Annotated in this window: 23 protein-coding genes and 1 pseudogene; 18 read left to right on the forward strand and 6 right to left on the reverse strand. The window is 67.1% G+C overall.

Going from position 1 to position 23,545, the window contains the following annotated elements; translation table 11 throughout:
* Positions 1 to 167: 167 nt before the first annotated feature.
* A pseudogene (locus tag VARPA_RS31980) lies at positions 168 to 572 on the reverse strand (DUF3443 family protein); the annotation flags it as partial.
* Between the two features lie 169 nt (positions 573 to 741).
* Between VARPA_RS31980 and VARPA_RS13210 the strand changes: the two are divergent.
* The 11 genes from VARPA_RS13210 to VARPA_RS13260 are packed head-to-tail and all read left to right on the forward strand — an operon-like array spanning position 742 to position 12,168.
* Positions 742 to 2,160 (forward strand): amidase, encoded by a 1,419-nt coding sequence (locus tag VARPA_RS13210; protein WP_041942883.1) that lies wholly within the window; start codon positions 742 to 744, stop codon positions 2,158 to 2,160.
* Between the two features lie 6 nt (positions 2,161 to 2,166).
* On the forward strand, positions 2,167 to 3,045 hold the full coding sequence (locus VARPA_RS13215) for a polysaccharide deacetylase family protein (protein ID WP_013541066.1): 879 nt from the start codon (positions 2,167 to 2,169) through the stop codon (positions 3,043 to 3,045).
* Between the two features lie 46 nt (positions 3,046 to 3,091).
* On the forward strand, positions 3,092 to 4,528 hold the full coding sequence (locus VARPA_RS13220; RefSeq protein ID WP_013541067.1) for an MFS transporter: 1,437 nt from the start codon (positions 3,092 to 3,094) through the stop codon (positions 4,526 to 4,528).
* A gap of 12 nt (positions 4,529 to 4,540) precedes the next feature.
* Positions 4,541 to 5,320, forward strand: a complete 780-nt coding sequence (locus VARPA_RS13225; protein WP_013541068.1) for an SDR family NAD(P)-dependent oxidoreductase — start codon at positions 4,541 to 4,543, stop codon at positions 5,318 to 5,320.
* Between the two features lie 17 nt (positions 5,321 to 5,337).
* A complete protein-coding gene (locus tag VARPA_RS13230; RefSeq protein ID WP_013541069.1) occupies positions 5,338 to 6,093 on the forward strand; it encodes an SDR family NAD(P)-dependent oxidoreductase in 756 nt (251 codons plus the stop codon).
* Between the two features lie 17 nt (positions 6,094 to 6,110).
* A complete protein-coding gene (locus VARPA_RS13235) occupies positions 6,111 to 6,416 on the forward strand; it encodes a hypothetical protein (RefSeq protein WP_013541070.1) in 306 nt (101 codons plus the stop codon).
* Positions 6,413 to 7,504, forward strand: a complete 1,092-nt coding sequence (locus VARPA_RS13240; protein WP_013541071.1) for a CobW family GTP-binding protein — start codon at positions 6,413 to 6,415, stop codon at positions 7,502 to 7,504. The genes VARPA_RS13235 and VARPA_RS13240 overlap by 4 nt, the downstream gene beginning before the upstream one ends.
* 10 nt (positions 7,505 to 7,514) lie before the next feature.
* Positions 7,515 to 8,705, forward strand: coding sequence for an ABC transporter substrate-binding protein (locus VARPA_RS13245; RefSeq protein ID WP_013541072.1), 1,191 nt, complete (start codon positions 7,515 to 7,517; stop codon positions 8,703 to 8,705).
* Between the two features lie 50 nt (positions 8,706 to 8,755).
* A complete protein-coding gene (locus VARPA_RS13250) occupies positions 8,756 to 9,778 on the forward strand; it encodes a GntR family transcriptional regulator (RefSeq protein ID WP_013541073.1) in 1,023 nt (340 codons plus the stop codon).
* Between the two features lie 47 nt (positions 9,779 to 9,825).
* On the forward strand, positions 9,826 to 10,851 hold the full coding sequence (locus VARPA_RS13255) for a class I fructose-bisphosphate aldolase (RefSeq protein ID WP_041942885.1): 1,026 nt from the start codon (positions 9,826 to 9,828) through the stop codon (positions 10,849 to 10,851).
* 21 nt (positions 10,852 to 10,872) lie between these two features.
* Entirely contained in the window at positions 10,873 to 12,168 is a 1,296-nt protein-coding gene (locus tag VARPA_RS13260) for an acetyl-CoA hydrolase/transferase family protein (protein WP_013541075.1), read from the forward strand.
* A gap of 82 nt (positions 12,169 to 12,250) precedes the next feature.
* Here the strand turns inward: VARPA_RS13260 and VARPA_RS13265 are convergent, their stop codons facing one another.
* Positions 12,251 to 13,189 carry a ribokinase gene (locus VARPA_RS13265; protein WP_013541076.1) on the reverse strand — a complete coding sequence of 313 codons (939 nt, stop codon included), beginning with the start codon at positions 13,187 to 13,189 and terminating at the stop codon, positions 12,251 to 12,253.
* A gap of 233 nt (positions 13,190 to 13,422) precedes the next feature.
* Here VARPA_RS13265 and VARPA_RS13270 point away from each other — a divergent pair, with 233 nt between their 5' ends.
* From VARPA_RS13270 to VARPA_RS13300, 7 genes are all read left to right on the forward strand, one after another.
* Entirely contained in the window at positions 13,423 to 14,364 is a 942-nt protein-coding gene (locus VARPA_RS13270; RefSeq protein WP_013541077.1) for an ABC transporter substrate-binding protein, read from the forward strand.
* Between the two features lie 14 nt (positions 14,365 to 14,378).
* Positions 14,379 to 15,917, forward strand: coding sequence for a sugar ABC transporter ATP-binding protein (locus VARPA_RS13275; protein ID WP_013541078.1), 1,539 nt, complete (start codon positions 14,379 to 14,381; stop codon positions 15,915 to 15,917).
* A complete protein-coding gene (locus tag VARPA_RS13280) occupies positions 15,914 to 16,639 on the forward strand; it encodes an HAD family hydrolase (RefSeq protein WP_013541079.1) in 726 nt (241 codons plus the stop codon). Before VARPA_RS13275 ends, VARPA_RS13280 begins: the two co-directional genes overlap by 4 nt.
* Positions 16,640 to 16,677: 38 nt before the next feature.
* Complete coding sequence (locus tag VARPA_RS13285; RefSeq protein ID WP_013541080.1) at positions 16,678 to 17,709, forward strand: ABC transporter permease subunit; 1,032 nt, start codon at positions 16,678 to 16,680, stop codon at positions 17,707 to 17,709.
* Between the two features lie 8 nt (positions 17,710 to 17,717).
* The gene (locus VARPA_RS13290; protein WP_013541081.1) at positions 17,718 to 19,376 is read left to right on the forward strand and encodes a ribulokinase; all 1,659 of its coding nucleotides are present in this window, start codon (positions 17,718 to 17,720) and stop codon (positions 19,374 to 19,376) included.
* On the forward strand, positions 19,363 to 20,061 hold the full coding sequence (gene araD / locus VARPA_RS13295; RefSeq protein WP_013541082.1) for an L-ribulose-5-phosphate 4-epimerase AraD: 699 nt from the start codon (positions 19,363 to 19,365) through the stop codon (positions 20,059 to 20,061). The genes VARPA_RS13290 and araD overlap by 14 nt, the downstream gene beginning before the upstream one ends.
* A 117-nt stretch (positions 20,062 to 20,178) precedes the next feature.
* Positions 20,179 to 20,928, forward strand: coding sequence for a DeoR/GlpR family DNA-binding transcription regulator (locus VARPA_RS13300; protein ID WP_167330539.1), 750 nt, complete (start codon positions 20,179 to 20,181; stop codon positions 20,926 to 20,928).
* A 43-nt stretch (positions 20,929 to 20,971) separates the two neighbouring features.
* On the opposite strand, the gene msrA is transcribed toward VARPA_RS13300, so the two are convergent.
* From msrA to VARPA_RS13320, 4 genes are all read right to left on the reverse strand, one after another.
* Positions 20,972 to 21,673, reverse strand: a complete 702-nt coding sequence (gene msrA / locus VARPA_RS13305) for a peptide-methionine (S)-S-oxide reductase MsrA (protein ID WP_013541084.1) — start codon at positions 21,671 to 21,673, stop codon at positions 20,972 to 20,974.
* A gap of 87 nt (positions 21,674 to 21,760) precedes the next feature.
* Positions 21,761 to 22,012 carry a pentapeptide MXKDX repeat protein gene (locus tag VARPA_RS13310; RefSeq protein WP_013541085.1) on the reverse strand — a complete coding sequence of 84 codons (252 nt, stop codon included), beginning with the start codon at positions 22,010 to 22,012 and terminating at the stop codon, positions 21,761 to 21,763.
* 84 nt (positions 22,013 to 22,096) lie between these two features.
* Positions 22,097 to 22,888, reverse strand: coding sequence for a molybdopterin-dependent oxidoreductase (locus VARPA_RS13315; RefSeq protein ID WP_013541086.1), 792 nt, complete (start codon positions 22,886 to 22,888; stop codon positions 22,097 to 22,099).
* A gap of 1 nt (position 22,889) precedes the next feature.
* Entirely contained in the window at positions 22,890 to 23,522 is a 633-nt protein-coding gene (locus VARPA_RS13320) for a cytochrome b/b6 domain-containing protein (RefSeq protein ID WP_013541087.1), read from the reverse strand.
* Positions 23,523 to 23,545 lie beyond the last annotated feature (23 nt).

Raw genomic sequence — 23,545 nt, forward strand, 5'->3', positions numbered from 1 at the left:
AGAGGCGGTGTCGTCTCAGCGAGGAGCCAACGCCGTGAACGGCTCTTGCTGGCCCCGTGCGGACTGCCGCTCATTGAGCACGGCGACGAGCTTGCCGCAGAAGAACGGAAGGCCGAAACAGCGATTGCACTCGCGACAGCGAAGCGCTCATTCAATGTGGATCCCGTTGCCGTGGCAAAGCCGGCACTCAAGTCCAATGGGCTGGCCGGGCAACAGGAGCCGGCGGAAGCGCTGTCCTTCGCGCACTGGGCGATGGTCGAATCGTTCAGGAAGAAGAAGTTCGATCCGCTGTCCAGAAAGCTGTCGGTAAAACTCGCGTTCTTGTAGCTTGCCGAGACGCGAAGCTTCCGTGGGTTTCTCCGCCGTACCGTCGCCCGGGTCATCGCACAGGCAGCGAACCCCAGCAGTGTCGCGGCGCGCAGCGCGCTGGCGGCCGCGGCGCGCATCAAGGCCCTGAAGCCGGCAATGCGCCGGTTGCTGGCGTGTCTTGATTGCATCGGCATGTCAGGAGCCCTCCGCAATGGACAGCGTGACGGTGCGAGGCGCGCCACGCCGCCATGAACACGGTGCATCGGAAGTCGCGAATGCAAGTTGGCCCGTGATCACGTCGCGCTGCCGGCAGGTCTCGATGCCGGCGGTCATACGGGTTAACACCTAAATATGGTTGGAGAAAAACTTCTACATTCCATTTAAATGTACTTTGATGTCAAAGTACAAAAAATCAATGAAGATCCCGGCACCATGCAAAAAGCGGTGACAGTGAAGGCCTTGGCAGCGGCGTACGAGCAGCGCCACATCACGCCGACGGAGGTCGCCGAGCAGTGCTTGGCGCGCGCCGAAGAAACGCGTGGCGTGTTCACGCAGATCACCGCTGCGCACGCACGGGCGCAAGCGGAGCAATCGACTGCGCGGTGGCGGGCTGGCGCGCCGCTCGGTCCGCTGGATGGCGTGCCCCTGACCTGGAAGGACCTGTTCGACATCGAGGGCACGCCCACCACGGCGGGATCCGGGCTGCTCGCGCATGCAGCGCCGGCCGAGGCGGACGCAACGCTCGTGGCCCATGCCGAGGCTGCCGGCATGGTCTGCATAGGCAAGACCAACCTGAGCGAGTTCGCCTATTCGGGGTTGGGGCTGAACCAGGCTTTCGGCACGCCGGTCAACCCGGCTCTCGGGGTGCGCGCGCGGGCGCCGGGCGGCTCTTCCTCGGGTGCGGCGCTGGCGGTTGCGCTCGATGTGGCGCCGATCGGCATCGGAACCGACACGGCCGGCTCGGTGCGAGTTCCGGCTGCCTTCAACGGTTTGATCGGCTATCGGGCCAGCAGGCATCGTTACGCGATGACGGGCGTGTTCGCGCTCGCGCCCTCGTTGGACACCGTCGGCCCTCTCGCACGCTCGGTCGAAGATTGCATCCTCATGGACGCGGTGCTCCAGGGCGGGCGCGGGAACGAAGGGCGCGAGGCGTTCGCCGGCACTGTCGATGAAGCCCGGCGTCTCCTCGCACAGCAGACCTTCGTGGTCGACCCGCGAATCCTGGAGAGCGACGGCGTCAGCGCCGCGGTGCGCAACAACCTGCTGGCGCAGATGCAGCAGCTTCGCGAAGCGGGCGCGGCGGTCGAGCACAGGGCGCTTTCCAGCCTGCACCGGACGCAAGCCCTGGTCGACAGCCACGGCTGGCTCGGTGCCTATGAAGCATTCGCCATGCATCAAGCACGGCTCGACGGACCGCAGGCAAAAGACATGGATCCGCGCGTGCGCCGCCGTCTCGAAGCGGCGCGCCATTTCACCGCCGCCGGCTATCTGCACCTGCGCTGGGAGCGGCCGCTCTTGATGTCGCTGTTCGAGCGCGAACTGGGCGGCGCGACCCTGGTGCTTCCCACCACCGCGCACACCGCACCGCTGCTGCAACCGCTGCAGGACGACGACGCGCTCTTCGCCAGCACCAACCTCGCGACGCTGCGCCTGACGATGCCTGGCAGCTTTCTCGACACGCCCGCGCTGTCGATGCCCAGCGGCTTCGAGCGCGTGCGCGCACCCGATGCCACCACCGACGCGCTCCCCACCGGCATGCAGCTGATGCGTCCGCGGGGAGACGACCTGCGGCTTCTGCAGATTGCTTTTGCGCTGGAGCAAGTGTTTTCCTCAACCAACTTCAAGGAGTGAATGACCATGACCAAGGAAATCTTCGTAACGTTCGGAGTCGACGTGGACGCCGTCGGCGGCTGGCTCGGTTCGTATGGCGGCGAGGACTCGCCCGACGACATCTCTCGCGGCATGTTCGCCGGCGAGGTGGGCTCGCCGCGTTTGCTGAAGATGTTCAAGAAGTACGGCCTGACCACCACGTGGTTCGTGCCTGGCCACTCGGCCGAGACCTTTCCCGATCAGATGAAGGCCGTGGTCGACGCCGGCCACGAGCTGGGCATTCACGGCTACAGCCACGAGAACCCGATCGCGATGACGCCCGAGCAGGAAGAGGCCGTGCTCGACAAGAGCATCGACGTCATCACCCGGCTCGCGGGCAGGGCGCCGACCGGCTACGTGGCGCCATGGTGGGAGTTCAGCCCCATCACCAACGAGCTGCTCATCAAGAAGGGCATCAAGTACGACCACAGCCTGATGCACAACGACTTCCATCCGTACTACGTGCGCGTGGGCGACAAGTGGACCCGCATCGACTACAGCAAGCACCCGGACACGTGGATGAAGCCGCTGGAGCGCGGCACCGAAACCTCGCTGGTCGAGATCCCGGCCAACTGGTACCTGGACGACCTGCCGCCGATGATGTTCATCAAGAAGTCGCCCAACAGCCACGGCTTCGTGAACCCGCGCGACATCGAGCAGATGTGGCGCGACCAGTTCGACTGGGTCTACCGCGAGCACGACTACGCGGTGTTCCCGATCACGATCCATCCCGACGTGTCCGGCAGGCCGCAGGTGCTGCTGATGCTCGAACGGCTGATCGAGCATTTCAAGGCCCACGACGGCGTGCGCTTCATGACCTGCGACCAGATCGCGGACGACTTCCTGCGCCGCAGTCCGCGCGGATGAATCAGCGGCACTGCATCGCACCACCTACAGAAAACGAACAACAGCCATGAACGCCTCTACGCCTCCTCATGCCGCCGCGGCCGCCGCGCAGGCAGCCGCCGCCACCACCTGGACGCCGCCCGTCGTCACAAAGAAGCAGGTCAACTACGCCACCTGGGTCTGCTTCTTCGCCTGGGTCTTCGCCGTCTACGACTTCATTCTTTTCGGCACCTTGCTGCCGAGGCTCGGCGATCATTTCAAGTGGACCGCGGACCAGCAGACCAACCTCAACACCTGGGTCACGCTGGGCACGGTCATCGTCGCGTTCGGCATCGGCCCCATTGCCGACAAGCTGGGCCGGCGCAAGGGCATCATCATTGCCGTCGCCGGTGCTGCGCTGTGTTCGGGCCTGACGGCCTTTGCGGGCTGGGTGATCGGCGTGTCGGCCGGGGTGGGCTTCGTGTTGCTGATCCTGGTGCGCTCGTTGGCTGGCCTCGGCTACGCAGAGCAAAGCATCAACGCCACCTATCTCAGCGAACTGTTTTCCCTGGTGCACACCGACCCGGCCGCGACAAAGCGGCGCGGCTTCATCTACTCGCTGGTGCAAGGCGGATGGCCGGTCGGCGCGGTGCTTACCGCCGTGCTGGTGGCGGCGCTCTACCCGTTGGGCGAGCGCTGGTTCGGCCCGGGCGGCGGCTGGGCGCTGTCCTTCGTGTTCGCCATGTTCCCCGCCGTCGTGATCGCGATCCTCGGGCGCAGGCTGGTCGAGACACCGCAGTTCCTGACCAGCAAGCGCATCGCGCAGTTGCAGCATGAAGGGCGTACGGACGAGGCGCAACGGCTCGCGCATGCGCAAGGCGTCGACCTGGCCGCACGGCACCACACCGGCATCTCCGCGATGTTCAAGGGTGTCTCGCTGCGGCCGACGCTGTCGCTGGCGCTGGCCTTCTTTCTCAACTGGTTCGCCATCGTGATCTTCGCCGTGCTGGGCACATCGGTGCTCGGCGGGTCAGGCGGCACGCCGGGCAAGGGCATCGATTTTTCCAATGCCCTGCAGGTGCTGATCCTGTCCAACCTGGCCGGCTTTCTCGGCTACATGTTCCACGGCTGGCTGGGCGACCGCATCGGACGCCGCACCGCTGTCGCCATCGGATGGGTTCTTGGCGGCATGGCGTTCTACATGATGCTGCAGGCGCCGCAGGGCGATTTCTGGCGCATCGTGCCGCTGTATTCGCTGGGCCTGTTCTTCCTGATCGGACCGTATGCCGCAGTGCTGTTCCTGGTCGGCGAGAGCTTTCCGAGCCACATCCGAGCCACCGCCGGATCGTTCGTCAATGCCATGGGGCAGGTGGGCGCCATCGCGGCCGGCTTCGGCGTGACCTACACGCTCTCGCACGGTGCCGACTGGGTGCAGGCGGCCGTCTATTGGGGCGCGGTGCCCTGCATCATTTCGGGTGTGGTGATGATGCTGGTGCCGCACGTCGATCCGAAGTCCGTCAAGTAAGGAGCGCGCGACATGATTTCATCGACATCAGGGTCGGGCAGGGTGGCGCTGGTCACGGGCGCCGCGAGTGGCATCGGCCAGGCCTTGGCGGTGGCTTACGCGCAGGTGGGCGTGGCGGTGGTGGGCGGCTATTTCCCGGGCGATCCGCACGACCCGGCGCAGACCGAGCGCCTGGTTGCCGAGGCCGGCGGACGTTGCGCCATGGTGGCGGTCGACGTGGGCGATACAGAGCAGGTCGAGCGCTTCGCGCAGGCGGCCATCGAGCGCTTCGGGCGCATCGACCATGCCGTCGCCAACGCCGGCTTGCTGCGCCAGTCGCCGCTCACGGCCATGAGCGATGCGCAATGGATGGATGTGATCAACGTCGACCTGAGCGGCGTCATGCGCACCTTTCGCGCCGCCGCGCGCCACATGAGCGATGGCGGCTCGATGGTCGCGGTGTCGTCGATTGCCGGCGGCGTGTACGGGTGGGAGAACCATGTGCACTACTCGGCCGCGAAGTCGGGCGTCACCGGCCTGTGCCGTGCGGTGGCCATGGAGCTGTCACCGCGCGGCATCCGCTGCAATTGCGTGATCCCCGGGTTGATCGAGACGCCGCAGTCGCTGGACCCCGTCAACTCGCTGGGGCCCGATGGTTTGAAGCAGGCGGCCACCGGCATTCCGCTCGGGCGGGTCGGAAAGGCACGCGAAGTCGCGGCGCTGATCCGTTTTCTGACCGGCGACGACGCGTCGTACATCACCGGTCAATCGGTGATCGCGGACGGTGGCCTGACCGTGCGCTGGCCCGACTGAAACCTGAGCGACCTCCTATGAATCAAGCACTTCTGCAGGGACGGCGCGCCGTGGTGACCGGTGCCGGCAGCGGCATCGGCGCCGCCATCGCGCTGGCCTATGCGCAAGCCGGCGCCCACCTGTTGCTGGCCGACCTCGACCGCGCGCGGGTGGAGGACGTGGCACGCCGCTGCCGCGACGCAGGCGGCCGCGTCGAGATCGTGGTGGGCGACATCAGCGACGAAGCCGTGGCGAACCGCGCCATCGATGCCTGCGTGCAGGCCCTGGGCGGCATCGACATCCTGGTCAACAACGCCGGCATGCTGACCCAGTCGCCGTGCGCGAGCATGTCCACGCAGATGTGGGACGACATGCTGCGCGTCGACCTGCGCAGTGTGTTTCTCTGCGCGCGCAGGGCCATTCCCCACATGACCGCGCAACGCTGGGGACGCGTGATCAACGTGGCCTCTCAGCTGGGCATCAAGGGCGGTGTGGAGCTGTGCCACTACGCCGCTGCCAAGGCGGGCGTGATCGGCTTCACCAAGTCGCTGGCGCTGGAGATGGCGCCGGCCAACGTGCTGGTCAACGCCATTGCACCAGGCCCGATCGCAACGCCGCTGGTGGACGGCATCAGCGCCGAATGGAAGCGGGCCAAGGAAGCCAGTCTTCCCCTGGGCCGCTTCGGGCGCGCGGAAGAGGTGGCGCCGACGGCCGTGTTGCTTGCGTCCGACCCCGGTGGCAACCTGTACGTGGGCCAGACGCTGGGTCCGAATTCCGGCGACGTGATGCCCTGAAAAAAAGGCGAACCACCATGTGCGGAATGTGCGGGTTGTTGCAAGGTGCGTCGCACTGGAGCCACGCGGCCGCCGGCTCTGTGCAGGGGCGGCGGCAGCGCCTGCTCCAGATCGCGCGGGCCAATCGGTTGCTGAAGCTGTTCAGGCTGGAGCTGCAGGACTTTCATGGGCAGTCGTATGTGCTGCTCGGGCCTACGGGCGCCAGCGTGTTGGTGCCCGATTTCAGCGTGCTCTGGGGCGCGGCCGAGCAACTGCTGGGGCGCACCATCGATCCGTTGGCCATGCCCTGGCCCGCGCAGAACGCGAACCGGGACGCGCCATGACGGAAGTCGGCTTCGACGTGCTGCCCGTCGGCATCCTCACCGGCTTTCTCGGCAGCGGAAAGACCACGCTGCTGCGGCGCTGGCTGCACGGCAGCAGCGCGGGAGACACGGCAGTGCTCATCAACGAGTTCGGCGACGTCGGGCTCGATCACCTGCTGGTCGGCTCCATCGATGCCGACACCGTGCTGCTCGACAACGGCTGCATCTGCTGCTCGATCCGGGGCGAGCTCAAGGACGCGCTCATGCGTCTTTTCTCGCGCCGCCAGCGCGGGGAACTGCCGGCGTTTCGCCGCGTGGTGATCGAGACCACAGGCCTCGCGACCCCCGGTCCGGTGCTGGCGACGCTGCTGGGCGATGCGCAGCTGCGTCATCACTTCCGGCCGGCCTTTGTTTCGACGGTGATCGATGCGGTGCATGCCGGGCACCAGCAGGCATCGCATCCCGAATGGATCGCGCAGGTCGCGGCGGCCGATACGCTGTGGCTCAGCAAGACAGACCTGGTGAACACGGAGCAGGCGACTGCGTTGCGCGCCACACTGGAAAGGCTCAACCCCCTGGCGCGCCAGCTGGAAGCACCGACAGGACCGACACCATGGCACGACGACCTCGCGCATGAATCTTCCGACGACACGGCAAGATGGATTGCGCGCGTGAGCGCGGGCACGATGCGAGCCCGATCCGGCGAGAAACCTGCACCCGCGCGCCTGGGCGGCGACCACGCGCAGCACATGGCGCAAACGCAGGCGACTTCTTTTTGCATGGTGTTCGAGCGACCCATCGAATGGTTCATGCTCACCGTCTGGCTGACTCTCCTGGTGCATCGGCATGGCGATCGCCTGCTGCGCATCAAGGGGCTGCTGGGCATCGCGGCCGATGGATTCGCGCACGGGCAGCCCACGGTTTTGCATGGCATCGGGCATTTGATGCATCCTCCGGAACACCTCGAGGCTTGGCCCGACGAAGATCGCCGCTCCCGGCTGGTGTTCATCACACAGGGTTTGTCCGAGGAAGCCGTGACCGCGTCGTGGCGGGCGTTCGAGTGCTTCTACGCGCCGGCCGCCCTGCCGGCGGGTGTTTTTCCATCTTGAAAGCGTAGCCATGCCCACACCGTCGTCGAAGAGAACCGAGCTGCGTGTTCTGGGCACGTCGGTAACGCTCACGGAAGCCGTGCGCAAGCGCGCCATGTCGGATCTGGGGCTGCGCATCCATTTCGAGGTGCTCGACGGCTTCGACGCGCAACGCCAGGCCGTGATCGAGCAGGGCAGCTTCGACGTCTACGACCAGTGGTTCCACAGCATCGACTACCTCTGGCCGACCGGTGCGCTGCAGCCGATCGAGCTCGACCGCATCGACCACTGGTCCGAAGTCAATGCCTTGCCCAAGACCGGCCGGCTCGCGCCGGACTCCCGATACGGGCAAGGCTGCAACCCCGTGACGCGCCTCTTTGTGCAGGCGGACGGCAGCGTGGGCGATGCGACCAGCGGGCAGATCAGCATGCTGCCGCTCACGCACAACGCGGACAGCTTCGTCTACCTGCCGGGCGAGGTTTCGCAGCTCTTCGATGCCGCCGAGGAAAGCTGGTCGTGGCTGGTGTCGCCCCAATGCAATGGCCGCGCGGCGCTGCAGGCCGATGCCGCCATCGGCGCCCTGGACGCGGTGCTGGCGCTTCGGGCGAGCGGCGAGATGAAGTTCGGCGACATCAGCAACCTGGAGATCGAGGAGATCGACCAGATGATCTCGCTGCTGATGGCCAAGAAGAAGGCCGGCCTTTTCCGCGGCTTCTGGGGCAACTACGCCGATGCCGCACGCATGATGATCGATGCCCGCGTTGCCATTCAGAGCAACTGGTCGCCCGCCATCGCGGCGTACGAGAAGGCCGGGCTGGCCTACAGGCTTGCCTGCCCCAAGGAGGGCTACCGCGCCTGGTACGGCGGCCTCGGAATTTCCCGCCGTGCGCAGGGCCCGAAGCTCGACGCCGCCTACCGGTACCTGAACTGGTGGCACTCGGGTTGGGCGGGCGCGGCGATGGCGCGGCAGGGCTTCTACATCTCCAACCCCGAACGCACGCGCGCGCACTTGAGCCCCGCGGAATGGGGATATTGGTACGAGGGCGAGCCCGCGAGCGAAGACCTTCCGGGGACCGACGGTAGTATCCTGATTCACCGCGGCAGCGTGCGTGACGGCGGCTCCTACGTGCAGCGAATGAGCAACGTGGCCGTCTGGAACACCGTCATGGACGAGCACAACTACCTGGTGCGCAAATGGACCGAGTTCCTGCGCAGCGGTTGAAGACATACCGAGAACAAGAGACAGGACTGCACGACAGTGACGACAAGCAAATGAGGCCGCCAGCCACCGACAGCGGGTCGGATATCGCGCCGGCTGCCGAAGCCGGCGAGCGGAAGTTGCGATACGAGGTGATCCGCAACCGGCTGCGCCAGGCCATCGTCGACAAGCGCATCGTGCAAGGACTGGTCTTGCTGGAGGGGCCGGTGGCCGACGTGTTCGGCACCAGCCGGGTTCCGGTGCGAAAGGCCTTCCATCTTCTTCACGAAGAAGGGCTGCTGCAGAAATTCCCCGGTCGCGGTTACATGGTGGCGCCGCGCGGCCAGCAGGTGGAGCCTCAGCGGCTGGCCATCGACGAGGCCTCGCTCGGGCAGGACGCGCAGGGCGCGACCATCTACATCCCGTCCGAAAGCGAACGCATCTACGGCGAATTCGAACAATCGATTTCAGCCGCCGTCGTGTTCGGCCACTTTCGCATCGACGAGGTGCGCGCCATGAAGTACTTCAACGTGAACCGGGTGGCGCTGCGGGAGGTGCTGAGCCGGCTGGTGGACCGCGGCCTGGTCGAGAAGAGCGCCTATGCGGCCTGGCGGGCCGGGCCGCTCACGGCACGCGCCATTGCGCAGGACTTCGAAGTCCTGCTCCTGCTGGCGCCGGCCGCGTTGCTGGAAAGCGGGCCCAAGCTCGATGAGCCGTTCCTGCTCGGCCTGCGCCAGGCCCTCCGCGACCCCGAGGCTGTGGGCACCGAAGAGCTCCTGCGCATCGAAGGCCAGATTCACGGCGACTGCCTTTCGCGCCATCCCAACACCAAGATGCTCGGCATCCTGCGGCAGTGCCAGATGCCGTTGATCGTCAACCGCACCTTCTGCCGCATGTTCCAGCAGCTGGTGAGCCCCTTGCTGCTGGACGAATACCGCAGGATCGTCGCGCACCTTTGCGAGCGGGAGTTTGCGTTGGCGGCAGAAGCGCTGGCGGCTCATCTGCAGGCCGCGCGCAAGCGCACGCAGCAACAACTCAAGGTGCTGGCCGTGCTGCCCGAGCCGCAGTTCCCCGACTATCTCGTGCGCGTTGCCTGACTGCGGTCGAAGCGAGGCGTACCATGCCCGCCAGAAAGGTGCCCCCAATGACTGCACAGACACTGATCGATACCGCACAGGCGCTGGTCGCCGGCGACAAGGGCCTGCTCGCAATGGACGAGAGCAACGCCACCTGCAACAAGCGCTTCGCCGCGCTCAACATCCCGCAGACCGAGAGCGCACGGCGCGACTGGCGCGAGTTGATCGTCACCGCGCCGGGCCTCGCCGACAGCATCAGCGGCGCGATTCTTTTCGACGAAACCATCCGCCAGACAACCAACGCCGGCAAGCCGTTCGCCAAGGCGTTGGCCGATGAGGGAATCATCCCCGGCATCAAGGTCGACATGGGCGCGAAGCCGCTGGCGGGCCATCCGGGCGAGACGGTCACCGAAGGGCTCGACGGCCTGCGCGAGCGGCTCGCGGAATACGTCGGCATGGGCGCGCGTTTCGCGAAGTGGCGCGGCGTGATCGCCATCGGCGACGGCCTGCCCACGCGGGCCTGCATCGACGTCAATGCGCATGCGCTCGCACGCTATGCGGCGCTGTGCCAGGAGGCCGGCGTGGTGCCCATCGTCGAGCCCGAAGTACTGATGGATGGCGGCCATTCGCTCGCGCGGTGCGCCGAGGTGACGGAAGAAGTCCTGCGCGAAGTGTTCGTCCAATTGAATGCACAGGGCGTGCTGCTCGAAGGCATGCTGCTCAAGCCGAACATGGTGCTGCCGGGGCAGAGCAGCCAGACGCAGGACAGCGTTGACGCAGTGGCCGATGCCACGGTGACCTGCCTCTTGCGCACCGTGCCCGCCGCGGTGCCGGGCGTGGCGTTTCTCTCGGGCGGGCAATCGGCGCGACTGGCGTCCGCGCGGCTCAACACGATGAACGTGAAGTTCAAGTCGCGCATGCCCTGGGCGCTGACGTTCTCTTTCTCGCGCGCGGTGCAGCAGCCGGCGCTCGATCTCTGGAAAGGCCAGGCCGCCAACGTCGCAGAGGCGCAGAAGGCGCTCGTGTTCCGCACAGGCTGCAACAAGGCCGCGCGCGGCGGCCGTTACGACGCGCAAGCCGACGCGCCGCGATAAGCAGAAAGCCAGAAAGAGCGAATGACCGTCCAGGACCTCTACGCGAAGAAGCGCGTTTCCCCCGCTGATGCCGTGCGCCTGGTGCGCAACGGCGATCTCATCATCGTGCCGACCGGCGTCGGCGAGCCGCCCTCGTTGCTCACGGCGCTCTCCGAGCAGCGCAGGGACTTCCGCGACGTCAAGGTCGCGCAGATCCTCGCGATGCGCAAGTACGCGTACATCGACCCTGAGACCGTGGAGCACGTGCGCCATGTCGCGCTGTTCTTCGGCGGTGCCACGCGCGCGGGTGGGCAGGAGGGCTGGATCGATTTCATCCCCAACTACTTCTCGGAGATTCCCGCGCAGATAGAGCGCGGCCAGATCCCCGCCGAGGTGGTCTTCAGCATGGCCTCGCCGATGGACGCTCACGGCTATTTCGCCGTGAGCCTGGGCGCCGACTACACGATGGCCGCCATCGCCAAGGCGCGCGCAGTGGTGCTGGAAGTGAACCCGAATGTGCCCTTTGCGCACGGCAACTGCCACGTCCACATCTCGCAGGTCGCGGCGTTCGTCGAAAGCGAGGCGCCGGTGCTGGAGGTCGGCCTGCCGAAGATCGGCCCCGTGCAGGAGGCCATCGGCAAGCACGTGGCCGACCTCATCGACGACGGCTCGACGCTGCAGATCGGCTACGGCGGCATTCCCGATGCGGTGGTGATGCAGCTCACGCACAAGCACGACCTGGGCATCCACACCGAAATGATCGGCGACGGCATTCTGACGCTGGTGGAGAGCGGCGCGGTCACCAACCGGCGCAAGAACTACCTGCCGGGCAAATCCGTCGCGACCTTCGCGCTGGGGTCGGCCAAGCTGTACCGCTTCATGGACCGCAATCCGTCGCTGGAAATGCATCCGGTGAACTTCACCAACGACCCGGCGCTCGCGGGGCTGAACGACAACCTCATCGCGATCAACGCGACCATGCAGATCGACCTGCTGGGCCAGTGCGGCTCCGAGAGCCTCGGGCATGCGCCGTATTCGGGCACGGGCGGGCAGTCGGACTTCGTGCGCGCGGCGAACCGGTCGCGCGGCGGCAAGGCGTTCATCGTGCTGCCCTCGACGGCGAAGGGCGACACCATCTCGCGCATCGTGCCCTCGCTCTCGCCCGGCACGCATGTGAGCACGAGCAAGAACGACATCAACTACGTGGTCACCGAATACGGCGTGGCGCAGCTGCGCGGCAAGTCGGCGAAGCAGCGGGCGCAGGAACTGATCGCGATCGCGCATCCGGATTTCAGAGCGGAGCTGACCGAGCAGGCCCGGCGATCGAAGTTGCTGTAATTCAGCGGCTGGCTTGACCGGGGCTCGCATGCGCGAGGCGCCGACATCCGCGAGCGTCAGCGCGTCGGCGTAGCTCGACGCTTCAACCGGCGGTTTCGAGGAAGTCGCTGAGTTCCTGCCGCGTCGGCAGCGTGCTCTGCGAACCGAAGCCGCGAACCGCCAGGGCCGCCACGGCGCAGGCCCGCCGCATTGCCTCCGGGATACCGAGTGACCAATGGACGGCCAGCGCTGCGGCGAAGGCGTCGCCGGCACCGGTCGTGTCGAGCACCGGAACGTGGAAGGCTGGCTGCTCATGGAGCGTGCCGTGCGCATCGACGTGCGCCGCGCCTTCGCTGCCGCGCGTCACGACGATGCGACCCGGCCACCTCGCCAGCAGGGCACGCCAGTCGTCGCCGCCCTCGACGTTGCCATCTCCACCATCTCCATCTCCATTTCCATCGCCATCGCCGAAGGCCGACCTCAGTTCGTGCTGGTTGGCAAGGAAGAGATGCACGCGCCGCGCGAGTTCCGGCGGGACGGCACCCGCAGGAGAGGGCGTCAACAGAAACGGCTTGCCGAAGCGATGTGCGAGTTCGGCGGCTTCCATCGCGGCCGAACTCGGAATGCCCAGCTCGGCGAGCACCACGTCGCTCTGGGCGAACAGCGGCTCGGCGGCGCGCACGTGGGCGGCAGTCAGGCGGTGGTTGGCGCCGGGCACCACGGTGACGGCACTTTCGCCAAGGCATGCGAACACGGCGGCGGCGCCGGTGGGCGCCTCGGATGTCATCGCGACGTGATCGGTACGCACGCCCTCGGCGCGCAAATGTGCGAGCAACTCGCGCCCTTCGGCGTCGTCGCCGGCGCAGCCGACGAGCCAGGTCTCGGCGCCCAGGCGCGTGGCCGCCACCGCCTGGTCGGCGCCCTTGCCGCCGGGCGCGCGCCTAAAACTCTGCCCGCCCAGCGTCTCGCCATGGCGCGGCAGGCAGGGCGCCTCGAACACGTAGTCCATGTTGATGCCGCCTACGACCAGCAAGCGAGTCATGCCTGTCTCTTCCTTTTTTCTTTGCATCGCGGATTCGCAAGGCGCGGCAAGTATGCAGCATCCAATACGAACATAAACGGACAAACAAAGAGGGATTTCCCTGAGGTTATTTTCGAATTTGTGCGAATTGGAATGTTCGAATGAACAATAGAATTCTGTCCGTTCAACCGAACGAACGCACGCTGGCCTTCAGCGCGCACCTTCAGCAAGAGCATTCAAAAGGAGACCGATCCATGAAGAAGTCGATGACTCGCTGCGTTGCAGCCGCCACCCTCGCACTGTTGGCAGGCCACGCGCTCGCCCAGGACAAGCCGCTCAAATCCATCGGCATCACGCTGGGCGACATGGCCAATCCGTTCTTCGTGGCCATCGGCCGCAGCGCGGAAGCCGAGGCCAAGAAGATCAACCCGGCGGTGAAGGTGACCACCGTGTCGAGCAAGTACGACCTCAACACCCAGGTCGACCAGATCGACAACTTCATCGCCAACAAGGTCGACGTGATCGTGCTGGGCGCCGCCGACTCCAAGGGCATCGCGCCGGCCGTGCGCAAGGCCCGCGCCGCCGGCGTGATCGTGGTGGCGGTGGACGTGACGGCCGAAGGGGCCGACGCCACGGTGATGTCCGACAACACGATGGCCGGCGCCGAGTCGTGCAAGTTCCTGGCCGAGCGCATCGGCGGCAAGGGCAACTTCGTGATCGTCAACGGCCCGCCGGTGTCGTCGATCATGGACCGCGTGAAGGGCTGCAAGGCGACGCTGGCCAAGTACCCGGGCATCAAGCTGGTGTCGGACAACCAGGACGCCAAGGGCAGCCGCGACGGTGGCCTCGCGGCCATGGCCAACATCCTGACGGCGCAGCCGAAGATCGATGCCGTGTTCGGCATCAACGACCCGACGGCCATCGGCGCGGAACTCGCGATCCGCCAGGCGCGCCGCACCGACATCAAGGTGACCGGCGGCGTGGACGGCTCGCCCGACGGCGAGGCCGCGCTCAAGGCCAAGGATTCGCTGTTCGTCGTCACGCCCGCGCAGGACCCGAACGAGATGGCCGCCGAGAGCGTGCGCGTCGCCTACGGCCTGCTCAACGGCCGCAAGCCCGCCAAGACCATGAACCTCATGGCAACGCCGCTCACCACGCGCGACAACATCGCCGGCTACAAGGGCTGGGTGCGTTGAACGCGCAGGCCGTCATGAGCGAGGCCGGCGAGGTTGGCACGGCGGGCGAGTTCGTTCTGGAGATGTCCGGGATCCACAAGCGCTTCGGCGCGACCCGGGCGCTGCACGACATGCACCTGCAGGTGCGCCCCGGCGAGATCCACGCCCTCATGGGCGAGAACGGCGCGGGCAAGAGCACGCTGATGAAGATCCTCTCGGGGGTCTACCAGCCCGACGCCGGGCAGATCCGGCTGGCCGGCGAGCCCGTGGCCATCCGCAGCCCCGCCCACGGCCAGCGCGCGGGCATCAACCTGATCTACCAGGAACTGAGCATCGCGCGGCATCTGACGGTGGCCGAGAACGTGTTCATGGGCAACGAGCCGCGCGCGGCGCTCTGGCTGGTCGACCGCGCGCGGATGCTGCGCGAGACCGAGCGCGTGCTGCAGCAGCTGGGTGCGCAGTTCGGCGCCGACTGGCCGGCCGGGCGGCTGTCGATTGCCGAGCAGCAGCAGGTGGAGATCGCGCGGGCGCTGGTGCACAAGGGCCGCATCCTGATCATGGACGAGCCGACGGCCGCGCTGTCCGACCGCGAGACGGCGCACCTCTTCCGGGTGATGCGCCAGTTGCGCGACGCCGGCATCGCGATCATCTACATCAGCCACCGCATGGCCGAGGTCACCGCCTTGGCCGACCGCGTGACGGTGCTGCGCGACGGCTGCCACGTGGCCGACCTGGCGCGCGACGAAATCGACGAGCAGCGCATCGTGCAGATGATGGTCGGCCGCGCGCTCACCGACTTCTACCAGCACCGCGGCCAGCGCAAGCCCGGCCGTGTGATGCTGGAACTGCGCGATGTGAGCGGGCCGCGCAACCGCCCGAGCAGCCTCAAGGTGCATGCGGGCGAAGTGCTCGGGCTGGCCGGGCTGGTCGGTGCCGGGCGCTCGGAACTCGCGCGGCTTGCGGTGGGCGCCGATGCGCGCACCGGCGGCACGATCCTGGTCGACGGCAAGCCGGTGGATGTGCGCCGCCCGCTCGACGCCATCCGCCTCGGCCTGGGCTACGTGCCGGAAGATCGCAAGGGGCAGGGCCTGTTCCTGCAACTGAGCGCGCTCACCAACGTCGCGATCAACGTGCTGCCCAGGCACGCGGTCGCTGGCGTGCTGAACCACGGTGCGCTCGACCGCCTGACGCGCCAGGCCATCGCCCGGCTCAACGTGAAGATCTCCGGCCCGCAGGGCATCGTGGGCGCGCTGTCGGGCGGCAACCAGCAGAAGCTGCTCTTGGCGCGCTGGCTCGAGATCCAGCCGCGCGTGCTGATCCTCGATGAGCCGACGCGCGGCGTGGACGTCGGCGCCAAGAGCGAGATCTACAAGATCATCGGCGAGCTGTCCGAGGCCGGCGTCGCCGTGGTCGTGATCTCCAGCGAGCTGCCCGAAATCGTGGGCGTGTGCGACCGCGTGCTCGTGATGCGCGAAGGCGCCATCGCAGGCGAACTCGCGGGCGATCGCATCACCCAGGAAAACATCATTCAACTCGCAGTCAACGCTCCCGAGCCGGAGCGGCACATCGCATGAACGCAACGAACCCTTCTCCTTCCTCTTCTTCTTCGCTGCGGGCCGTGGTCTTCGACATGGACGGCGTGCTGATCGACACCGAGATCGTCTGGCAGCGCGTGCGCGAAGATTTCGCAGAAAGCATCGGCGCGCGCTGGACCACCGAGGACCAGGAATCGACGATGGGCACCAACACCGCGGCCTGGTCGCGCATCATGGTCGAGCGCCTGCAACTGCGCGAGCGCAACGGCATGGACGAGGCGGCGATCGCGCGCGAGATCGTGGGGCGCATGCTGGCGCAGTACCAGCGCCATCTGCCGCTGCGTGCCGGCGCCATCGAGGCGGTGCGCATGGCCGCGCGGTCGCACACGGTGGCGCTGGCCACCGGCTCGCCGGCCGAGCTCGCCCGCTATGTGCTGGAGGCCAGCGGCCTCGCGCCGTTGATGCAGGCCGTGGTCTGCGGCGACGACGTCGAACACGGCAAGCCCGCGCCCGACATCTACCTGCTCGCGCTGTCGCGCATCGGCGTCGCGCCGCACGCGGCCGTGGGCATCGAGGACAGCGCCAACGGCCTGCGCTCGCTCAAGGCGGCCGGCATGGCCGCCATCGCCGCGCCTGGCCCGGACTACCCGCTGTCGGCCGAGGCGCTCGCGCTGGCCGACCTGCGCATCGACACCATGCAGGCCCTTACGCCCGAACTGCTGCAGCAGGCGCACGCGAATTCGGCGCGCACGCCGCGCTGATCTCGCGCGCCGCATCACACCTTCACGAGACGACCACCATGTCAAAGACCCTCACCTCCACCGCACCCCCGGCGGCGTCCCCGCCGACCGGCGCGCCTGCCCGCACCGGCCGCGCAGCCGGCGTCCTCCAGCGCCTGGGCATGCTGCCCGCGCTGCTGATCCTCTACGTCGTCTTCTGGGGCCTCACCGTGTACGTCTCGGGCGACGGCGGCTCGAACTTCGCGACCACCGCGAACACGATGAACATCCTGCGCCAGGTGTCCATCAACCTGGTGCTCGCGGCCGGCATGACCTTCGTGATCCTCACCGCCGGTATCGACCTCTCGGTGGGCTCGATGCTGGCCGTGTCGGCGGTGCTGGGCATGCTGACCTCGCTCACTTCCCATGCGGGCCTGTCGCTGCCGGTGTTCCTTGCCGCGGGCCTTGCGATGGGGCTCATCAACGGCACCACGGTGGCGCTGCTGAAGATCAACCCCTTCATCGTGACCCTGGGCACCATGACCGCGCTGCGCGGAGCCGCCTACCTGTTCGCCGACGGCACCACGGTGCTCAACAGCGAGATCCCCAGCTTCGGCTGGATCGGCAACGAAGACTTCCTGGGCCTGCCCTGGCTGGTGTGGATCGCCGCTGGCGTGACGCTGCTGTCGTGGGTCATCCTGCGCAAGACCATCCTGGGCCTGCACATCTACGCGGTGGGCGGCAACCCCGAGGCAGCGCGCCTCACCGGCATCGGCGTGGGCGGCGTGCTGCTCTTCGTCTATGCGATCAGCGGCCTGTTCTCGGGCCTGGCGGGCGCCATGTCGGCGAGCCGGCTGTTCGGCGCCAACGGCAACTGGGGCACCGGCTACGAGCTCGATGCGATCGCGGCGGTGGTGCTGGGCGGCACCAGCCTCATGGGCGGCGTGGGCTCGATAGTCGGCACCGTCATCGGCGCGCTGATCATCGGCGTGATCAACAACGGCCTCACCATCATGGGCGTCTCGTCCTTCTGGCAGTACGTGGCCAAGGGCGCGGTGATCCTGCTCGCGGTGATCATCGACAGATGGCGCCAGAAGCAAGCGCAGCACTGAGGGCGATGATGACCAGAACCCATGTCATCGGCGTCGACTTCGGCTCCGACTCGTGCCGCTGCGTGATCGCGGACACCGCCACCGGCGAGGAGCTCGCCAGCGCGGTGGCGGCCTTTCCGCGCTGGGCGGCCGGCCTGTACTGCGACCCCACGCAGCGCATCTTCCGCCAGCATCCGCAGGACCATCTCGATGCGCTGACGCAGGTGGTGCGCGCCGCGCTGTCCCAGGTGTCGCCCGAGGTCCGGGCGAGCGTGCGCGGCCTGTCGATCGCGACCACCGGCTCGACCTCGGTGCCGGTCGACGAGGCGGGCTGCCCGCTCGCGCTGCGGCCGGCCTTTGCCGAGAACCCGAATGCGATGTTCCTGATGTGGAAGGACCATAGCGCCACGCGCGAAGCCGAGCAGATCACCACCGCCGCCCGCACCTGGGGCGGCGTCGACTACACCGCGCACATCGGCGGCGTCTATTCGGCCGAGTGGTACTGGGCCAACCTGCTGTGGGTGTTCCGGCACGACGCACAGGTGCGCGAGGCCACCGCGAGCTGGGTCGAGCATTGCGACTGGCTTCCGGCCGAACTCACCGGCACCACCGCACCAGGCAGGATGCGCCGCAGCCGCTGCGCCGCCGGCCACAAGGCGATGTGGAACGAGGGCCATGGCGGGCTGCCGTCGCAGGCTTTCCTCAGCCACATCGACCCCTTGCTCGACGGCATCCGCGACCGGCTCTACGAAGAAACCTGGACCGCCGAAACACCCATCGGCGCACTCACGCCCGCCTGGGCCGGCCGGCTGGGCCTGCCCGATGACGTGGTGGTCGGCGTGGGCGCCTTCGATGCCCACATGGGCGCCGTCGGCGCGGGCATCCGCCACCACACGCTGGTCAAGATCATGGGCACCTCGACCTGCGACATCGTGCTCGCGCCGACCGACGAAATCGCGGACCGCGTGGTCGAGGGCATCTGCGGGCAGGTCGATGGCTCGGTGATGGCCGGGGCCATCGGCCTGGAAGCAGGGCAGTCGGCCGTCGGCGATGCCTTCGCATGGTTCGCACGGGTGCTCGAGTGGCCGTTGCCCGAGGGGCCGAACCGCGAGGCGCTGCGCGCCGAGTTGCTGCCGCGGCTCGAGCGCGCCGCCGCCCTGGAGCCGCCGGGGGCGCACGGCGTGGCCGCGCTCGACTGGCTCAACGGGCGCCGCACGCCCTATGCCGACCAGACGCTGCACGGCGCGCTGTTCGGCCTGTCGCTGGGCAGCTCGGCGCCGCAGCTGTACCGCGCGCTGGTCGAGGCCACGGCCTTCGGCGCGAAGGCGATCGTCGACCGCTTCACCGCGTCGGGCGTGCGCATCGACGAGGTGCTCGCCATCGGCGGCGTCGCGCGCAAGTCGGCGCTGCTGATGCAGATCCAGGCCGACGTGTTCGACCAGCGCATCCGCGTGGCGAAGTCGGACCAGGCGGTGGCTCTGGGCGCGGCCATGTGCGCGGCCGTCGCTTGCGGCATCCATGCCGACATTCCGGCCGCGCAGCGGGCCATGGCCTGCGGCTTCGACCTGGTCTACGAGCCGCGGCCGGCGGAGGCCGAGGCCTACCGCGCGCTGTTCCGGCGCTATATGGAAATGGGCGCCCTGGTCGAGGGCATGAAGAAAGAGAAGGCGATCCATGACGCTGCATAAAGAACTCAAGCGCGAGGCCTACGAGGCCAACCTGGAAATCCCGAAGCAGGCGCTGGCGCTGTACACCTTCGGCAACGTGAGCGCCTTCGATGCGCGGCAGGGCGTCTTCGCGATCAAGCCCAGCGGCATGCCCTACGACGAGATGACGGCCGACGACATGGTGGTGGTCGACCTCGATGCGCGCGTGGTCGAAGGCACCCTGCGGCCCTCGAGCGACACCAAGACCCATGCGGTGCTCTACCGCGCCTTCGAAGGCATCGGCGGCGTCTGCCACACGCACTCGGTGCATGCCGTGGCGTGGGCGCAGGCGCGGCGCGCCATCCCAATCTACGGCACCACGCATGCGGACCACCTCACGGTGGCGGTGCCGGTCACCGAGGTCATCAGCGACGAGGCCGTGGCGCGCGACTACGAGGAGGAAACCGGCCACCAGATCGTGCGGCGGATGCAGGGCATCTCGCCGCAGGAGGTCGAGATGATCGTGGTGTCGTGCCACGGGCCGTTCACCTGGGGCAAGAACGCGATGAAATCCGTGTACAACGCTCGCGTGCTCGAGGAGCTGGCGCAAATGGCCTACCTCACGCAGTCGATCGACCCGCTGGCGCGCGAATTGCCGCCCGCCGTGATCCGCAAGCACTACGAACGCAAGCATGGTGCCGGCGCCTACTATGGGCAGGCCCGATAGACAAACAACCTCGCGATGACCCGAAACGCTTCCCGCCCCGCACCGATGGCCTCCGAGGCTCCCCCCGATCCGTCCCGGCAAGAAGCCTTGCAGGCGGCGACGGCGGAGCATCGGCACATGCTGATCCTGAAGGTGCTCGCGCAGGAGGGCGCCTGCCGGGTCAGCGACATGGCGCGCCGCTTCACCCTGTCGGAGATGACGCTGCGGCGCGACCTGCAGGAGATGCACGATGCCGGCCTGCTCAAGCGGGTGCACGGCGGCGCGCTGCCGCTCGGCCGCGACACCGAGTTCGGCGTGCGCATCCAGGAGGGCTCGTCGCAGAAGCAGCAAATCGGCGCCGCGGCGGTCGGCCTCATCCAGGACGGCTGGTCGATCTACCTCGATGCCGGCACCACCTCGATGGAAGTGGCGCGCGCGATCCTGCAGGGTCTTGCGAACGTGAAGCGGCTCGCGATCGTCACCAACGGCATCAACATCGCCGCCGAGCTGGTGGGCCGCACGCCCTACGACATCTATGCCATAGGCGGCGAGATCTACGCCACCGGCGTGAGCGCCGTGGGCCCGATGACGCTGGCGCAGGTCGCGAACTTCCATTTCGACCTCTTCTTCATGGGCGCGCGCGGGGTCGATGCCGAGGTGGGCTGGACCAACACCAATCACCTGGAAACGCAGGTCAAGCACGCGGTGATGGAGCGCAGCCGCCAGGTGTGCGCGATCGTGGACAGCAACAAATGGGGCCAGCGCGCGCTGGTCTCGGTGGTGCCCTTCGGCGCGGTGACGCACTGGGTCTGCGACGCGCAACTGCCGCAGGACGCGCGCGATGCGGCGAAGGCCCAAGGGGTCGCGCTGGTCCTTGCCGGGGACTGAGCCGGAGGGCGGGCCCAGGAACACCGCATCGCGCCGAAATCGACTACCCAGCCTTCGCGCCGCGCACCAGCGAAGGCGTCGCCTTGTAGCTCTCCGGGAACAGCTTCTTCAAATCGTCGATCTTCGGCATGTCGTTGATCGCGATGTAGGGCTGGCTCGGGTTGAGCGTGAGGTAGTCCTGGTGATAGTCCTCGGCTGCATAGAAGGGCTTGGCCATTTCGATGGTGGTCGCGAGCGGCTTGCCGAAGGTCTTGGCCTGGTTCAGCTGCGCGATGTATTCCTTGGCGATGCGGGCCTGCTCGGCGTTTTCCGCAAACACGGTGGAGCGGTATTGCGTGCCGGTGTCGGGGCCCTGGCGATTCAGCTCGGTGGGGTCGTGCGCTACCGAGAAGTAGATCTGCAGCAGCTTGCCGTAGCTGATCTGTTTCGGGTCGTAGGTGATGCGCACCGATTCGGCATGGCCGGTGCGGCCCGAGCCGACTTCGTCGTAGCGCGCGGTCTTCGCATCGCCGCCGGCGTAGCCCGACACCGCGTTGCTCACGCCCCTGACGCGCTGGAACACGCCCTGCACGCCCCAGAAGCAGCCGCCTGCGAACACGGCGGTTTCGGTTTTTGCAGCGGCCGGTGCGGCCAGGTCGGCGGTGGGAGCGGGCACGCGTTTCGCCGGTTCGGCAAACGACGGCACCGCATACCAGACGAGGGCCGCGGCAGCCAGTGCGCCAGCAGTGAGTGCGAGGGATTTCATGGTTTGTCCTTGGGGGATGCGCTGAATGCAGAAAGCCGGTGGCGGCGACATTGCCGCCGAATCCACCGGTCGTCAATGGCGCTTGCCTTACTTCTTCATCTCGTCCTTGCCCATGCTGTCCTTCTTCATGGCGTCCTTGGACATCGAGTCCTTGGCCATCGAATCCTTCTTCATGCCGTCCTTGGCCATGGAATCCTTGGCCATCGAGTCCTTCTTCATGCCGTCCTTCGACATCGAATCCTTGGCCATGCTGTCTTTCGCCATGGTGTCCGCGGCGAAGGCCGAAGCGCCGGCGAAGGCCATGCAGGTTGCGAGCAGGGTTGCGGTGAGCTTGTTCATTGGAAGTCCTTGAGTGAGTTGAGGTTGAGTTGAGGTTTTTGCTTTCGCGCTTTTCATCGGCAGTCGAGTTGTCATGAAGACGCCTCAGCTCCCTCCGAACCAGTTGTAGCCCTGGTCTTCCCAGTAGCCACCTGTGTAGGTGTTGGTGACGAACATCGCCTTGATGTGCTTGGGGTTCTTGTAGCCAAGCTTGGTGGGCATGCGCAGCTTCATCGGGAAGCCGTACTTCGGCGGCAGCGTTTCGCCGTCGTAGGTCAGCGCCAGTAGCGTCTGCGGATGCAGCGCGGTGGGCATGTCGATGCTGGTGTAGTAGTCGTCGGCGCACTTGAAGCCGACGTACTTGGCGGTGGTGTCCGCGCCGATGTGACGAAGGAAATCCGCGAAGCGCACGCCGCCCCACTTGCCTATCGCGCTCCAGCCTTCCACGCAGATGTGCCGCGTGACCTGGTCGTGCTGCGGCATCGCGCGCAGCTCGGGCAGCGTCCAGCTGCGCTTGTCGGCGACCATGCCGGTCACTTCGAGCTTGTAGGTGGCTTCGTCGACCTCGCGGACTTCGTCCTCGCCGTAGTAGGCGTTGAACGGAAAGGGCCGCGTGATCATCGATTCGGGGTAGGTCTCCGCGAGTTGCGTGGGGCTGAAGATCAGGCCCTGCACCTTGTCGTTGAAGCGCGAGATCTTCGAGAGCGCGGCTTCGACATGGCTGTCGTCGCTGATGCTGCATCCGGTGAGCAGCGAGAGTCCGCCCAGCGTGAGCGAGCGCTGCAGGAAGGCGCGGCGCGCGGGCTGGTCGAGGTTCTTCGCGATCAGCGTGCGGGCCTCGCGCACCACGGCATCGCCGTCGACGCCGGTCATCTTGGGGGCTTTGAAGATTCTCATGTCAGGCTTTGGGCGCACGGCCGCGGATCATGGTGAGGAGGGTGCGGGGCACGAGGGCGACCATCACCAGGTGCAGGGCCACGAAGGCGACGAGCGATGCCATGCCGAAGAAGTGAATGCGGCGCGCGAACTCATAGCCGCCCAGCAGGTCGCGCAGCACGGCGAACTGCACCGACTTCCACAGCACCAGGCCCGAGAGCACGATGACGACGATGTCGAGCATCACGAACAGGTAGGCCAGGCGCTGCACGCTGTTGTAGCGGCGCGGGTCGGCATGCGAGAGCTTGCCCTTGAGCGCCGCGAGCGCGTCGTGCCAGATGCCGGCCGGCGTGACCGGGAAGAACTTGGCGGCGAGGCGGCCGCTGGCGATGTTGATCGCCAGGTACACGAAGCCGTTGAACACCAGCAGCCACATCGCCGCGAAGTGCCACTGCAGCGCACCGCCGAGCCAGCCGCCCAGCGTGATCCCGCTCGGAAAGCTGAACGCAAAGAACGGCGCCGCGTTGTAGATGCGCCAGCCGCTGGTCACCAGCATCAGCACGGCCAAGGCGTTGAGCCAGTGCGTGATGCGCATCCACAGCGGATGGATGGGGCGGGCATCGGGGGCAATGCTTGCGAGGGCGGTGCTGTTCATGGGCTGGATTCTTGAGCGCACCC

Source organism: Variovorax paradoxus EPS (genome assembly GCF_000184745.1).
In the GTDB taxonomy this organism is placed as follows: domain Bacteria; phylum Pseudomonadota; class Gammaproteobacteria; order Burkholderiales; family Burkholderiaceae_C; genus Variovorax; species Variovorax paradoxus_C.

Excerpts from the sequence above, each read along its gene's own strand:
- VARPA_RS13210 (WP_041942883.1), top strand. The coding sequence starts at position 742 with ATGCAAAAAGCGGTGACAGTGAAGGCCTTGGCAGCGGCGTACGAGCAG.
- VARPA_RS13215 (WP_013541066.1), top strand. The coding sequence starts at position 2,167 with ATGACCAAGGAAATCTTCGTAACGTTCGGAGTCGACGTGGACGCCGTC.
- VARPA_RS13220 (WP_013541067.1), top strand. The coding sequence starts at position 3,092 with ATGAACGCCTCTACGCCTCCTCATGCCGCCGCGGCCGCCGCGCAGGCA.
- VARPA_RS13225 (WP_013541068.1), top strand. The coding sequence starts at position 4,541 with ATGATTTCATCGACATCAGGGTCGGGCAGGGTGGCGCTGGTCACGGGC.
- VARPA_RS13230 (WP_013541069.1), top strand. The coding sequence starts at position 5,338 with ATGAATCAAGCACTTCTGCAGGGACGGCGCGCCGTGGTGACCGGTGCC.
- VARPA_RS13235 (WP_013541070.1), top strand. The coding sequence starts at position 6,111 with ATGTGCGGAATGTGCGGGTTGTTGCAAGGTGCGTCGCACTGGAGCCAC.
- VARPA_RS13240 (WP_013541071.1), top strand. The coding sequence starts at position 6,413 with ATGACGGAAGTCGGCTTCGACGTGCTGCCCGTCGGCATCCTCACCGGC.
- VARPA_RS13245 (WP_013541072.1), top strand. The coding sequence starts at position 7,515 with ATGCCCACACCGTCGTCGAAGAGAACCGAGCTGCGTGTTCTGGGCACG.
- VARPA_RS13250 (WP_013541073.1), top strand. The coding sequence starts at position 8,756 with ATGAGGCCGCCAGCCACCGACAGCGGGTCGGATATCGCGCCGGCTGCC.
- VARPA_RS13255 (WP_041942885.1), top strand. The coding sequence starts at position 9,826 with ATGACTGCACAGACACTGATCGATACCGCACAGGCGCTGGTCGCCGGC.
- VARPA_RS13260 (WP_013541075.1), top strand. The coding sequence starts at position 10,873 with ATGACCGTCCAGGACCTCTACGCGAAGAAGCGCGTTTCCCCCGCTGAT.
- VARPA_RS13265 (WP_013541076.1), bottom strand. The coding sequence starts at position 13,189 with ATGACTCGCTTGCTGGTCGTAGGCGGCATCAACATGGACTACGTGTTC.
- VARPA_RS13270 (WP_013541077.1), top strand. The coding sequence starts at position 13,423 with ATGAAGAAGTCGATGACTCGCTGCGTTGCAGCCGCCACCCTCGCACTG.
- VARPA_RS13275 (WP_013541078.1), top strand. The coding sequence starts at position 14,379 with ATGAGCGAGGCCGGCGAGGTTGGCACGGCGGGCGAGTTCGTTCTGGAG.
- VARPA_RS13280 (WP_013541079.1), top strand. The coding sequence starts at position 15,914 with ATGAACGCAACGAACCCTTCTCCTTCCTCTTCTTCTTCGCTGCGGGCC.
- VARPA_RS13285 (WP_013541080.1), top strand. The coding sequence starts at position 16,678 with ATGTCAAAGACCCTCACCTCCACCGCACCCCCGGCGGCGTCCCCGCCG.
- VARPA_RS13290 (WP_013541081.1), top strand. The coding sequence starts at position 17,718 with ATGACCAGAACCCATGTCATCGGCGTCGACTTCGGCTCCGACTCGTGC.
- araD (WP_013541082.1), top strand. The coding sequence starts at position 19,363 with ATGACGCTGCATAAAGAACTCAAGCGCGAGGCCTACGAGGCCAACCTG.
- VARPA_RS13300 (WP_167330539.1), top strand. The coding sequence starts at position 20,179 with ATGCTGATCCTGAAGGTGCTCGCGCAGGAGGGCGCCTGCCGGGTCAGC.
- msrA (WP_013541084.1), bottom strand. The coding sequence starts at position 21,673 with ATGAAATCCCTCGCACTCACTGCTGGCGCACTGGCTGCCGCGGCCCTC.
- VARPA_RS13310 (WP_013541085.1), bottom strand. The coding sequence starts at position 22,012 with ATGAACAAGCTCACCGCAACCCTGCTCGCAACCTGCATGGCCTTCGCC.
- VARPA_RS13315 (WP_013541086.1), bottom strand. The coding sequence starts at position 22,888 with ATGAGAATCTTCAAAGCCCCCAAGATGACCGGCGTCGACGGCGATGCC.
- VARPA_RS13320 (WP_013541087.1), bottom strand. The coding sequence starts at position 23,522 with ATGAACAGCACCGCCCTCGCAAGCATTGCCCCCGATGCCCGCCCCATC.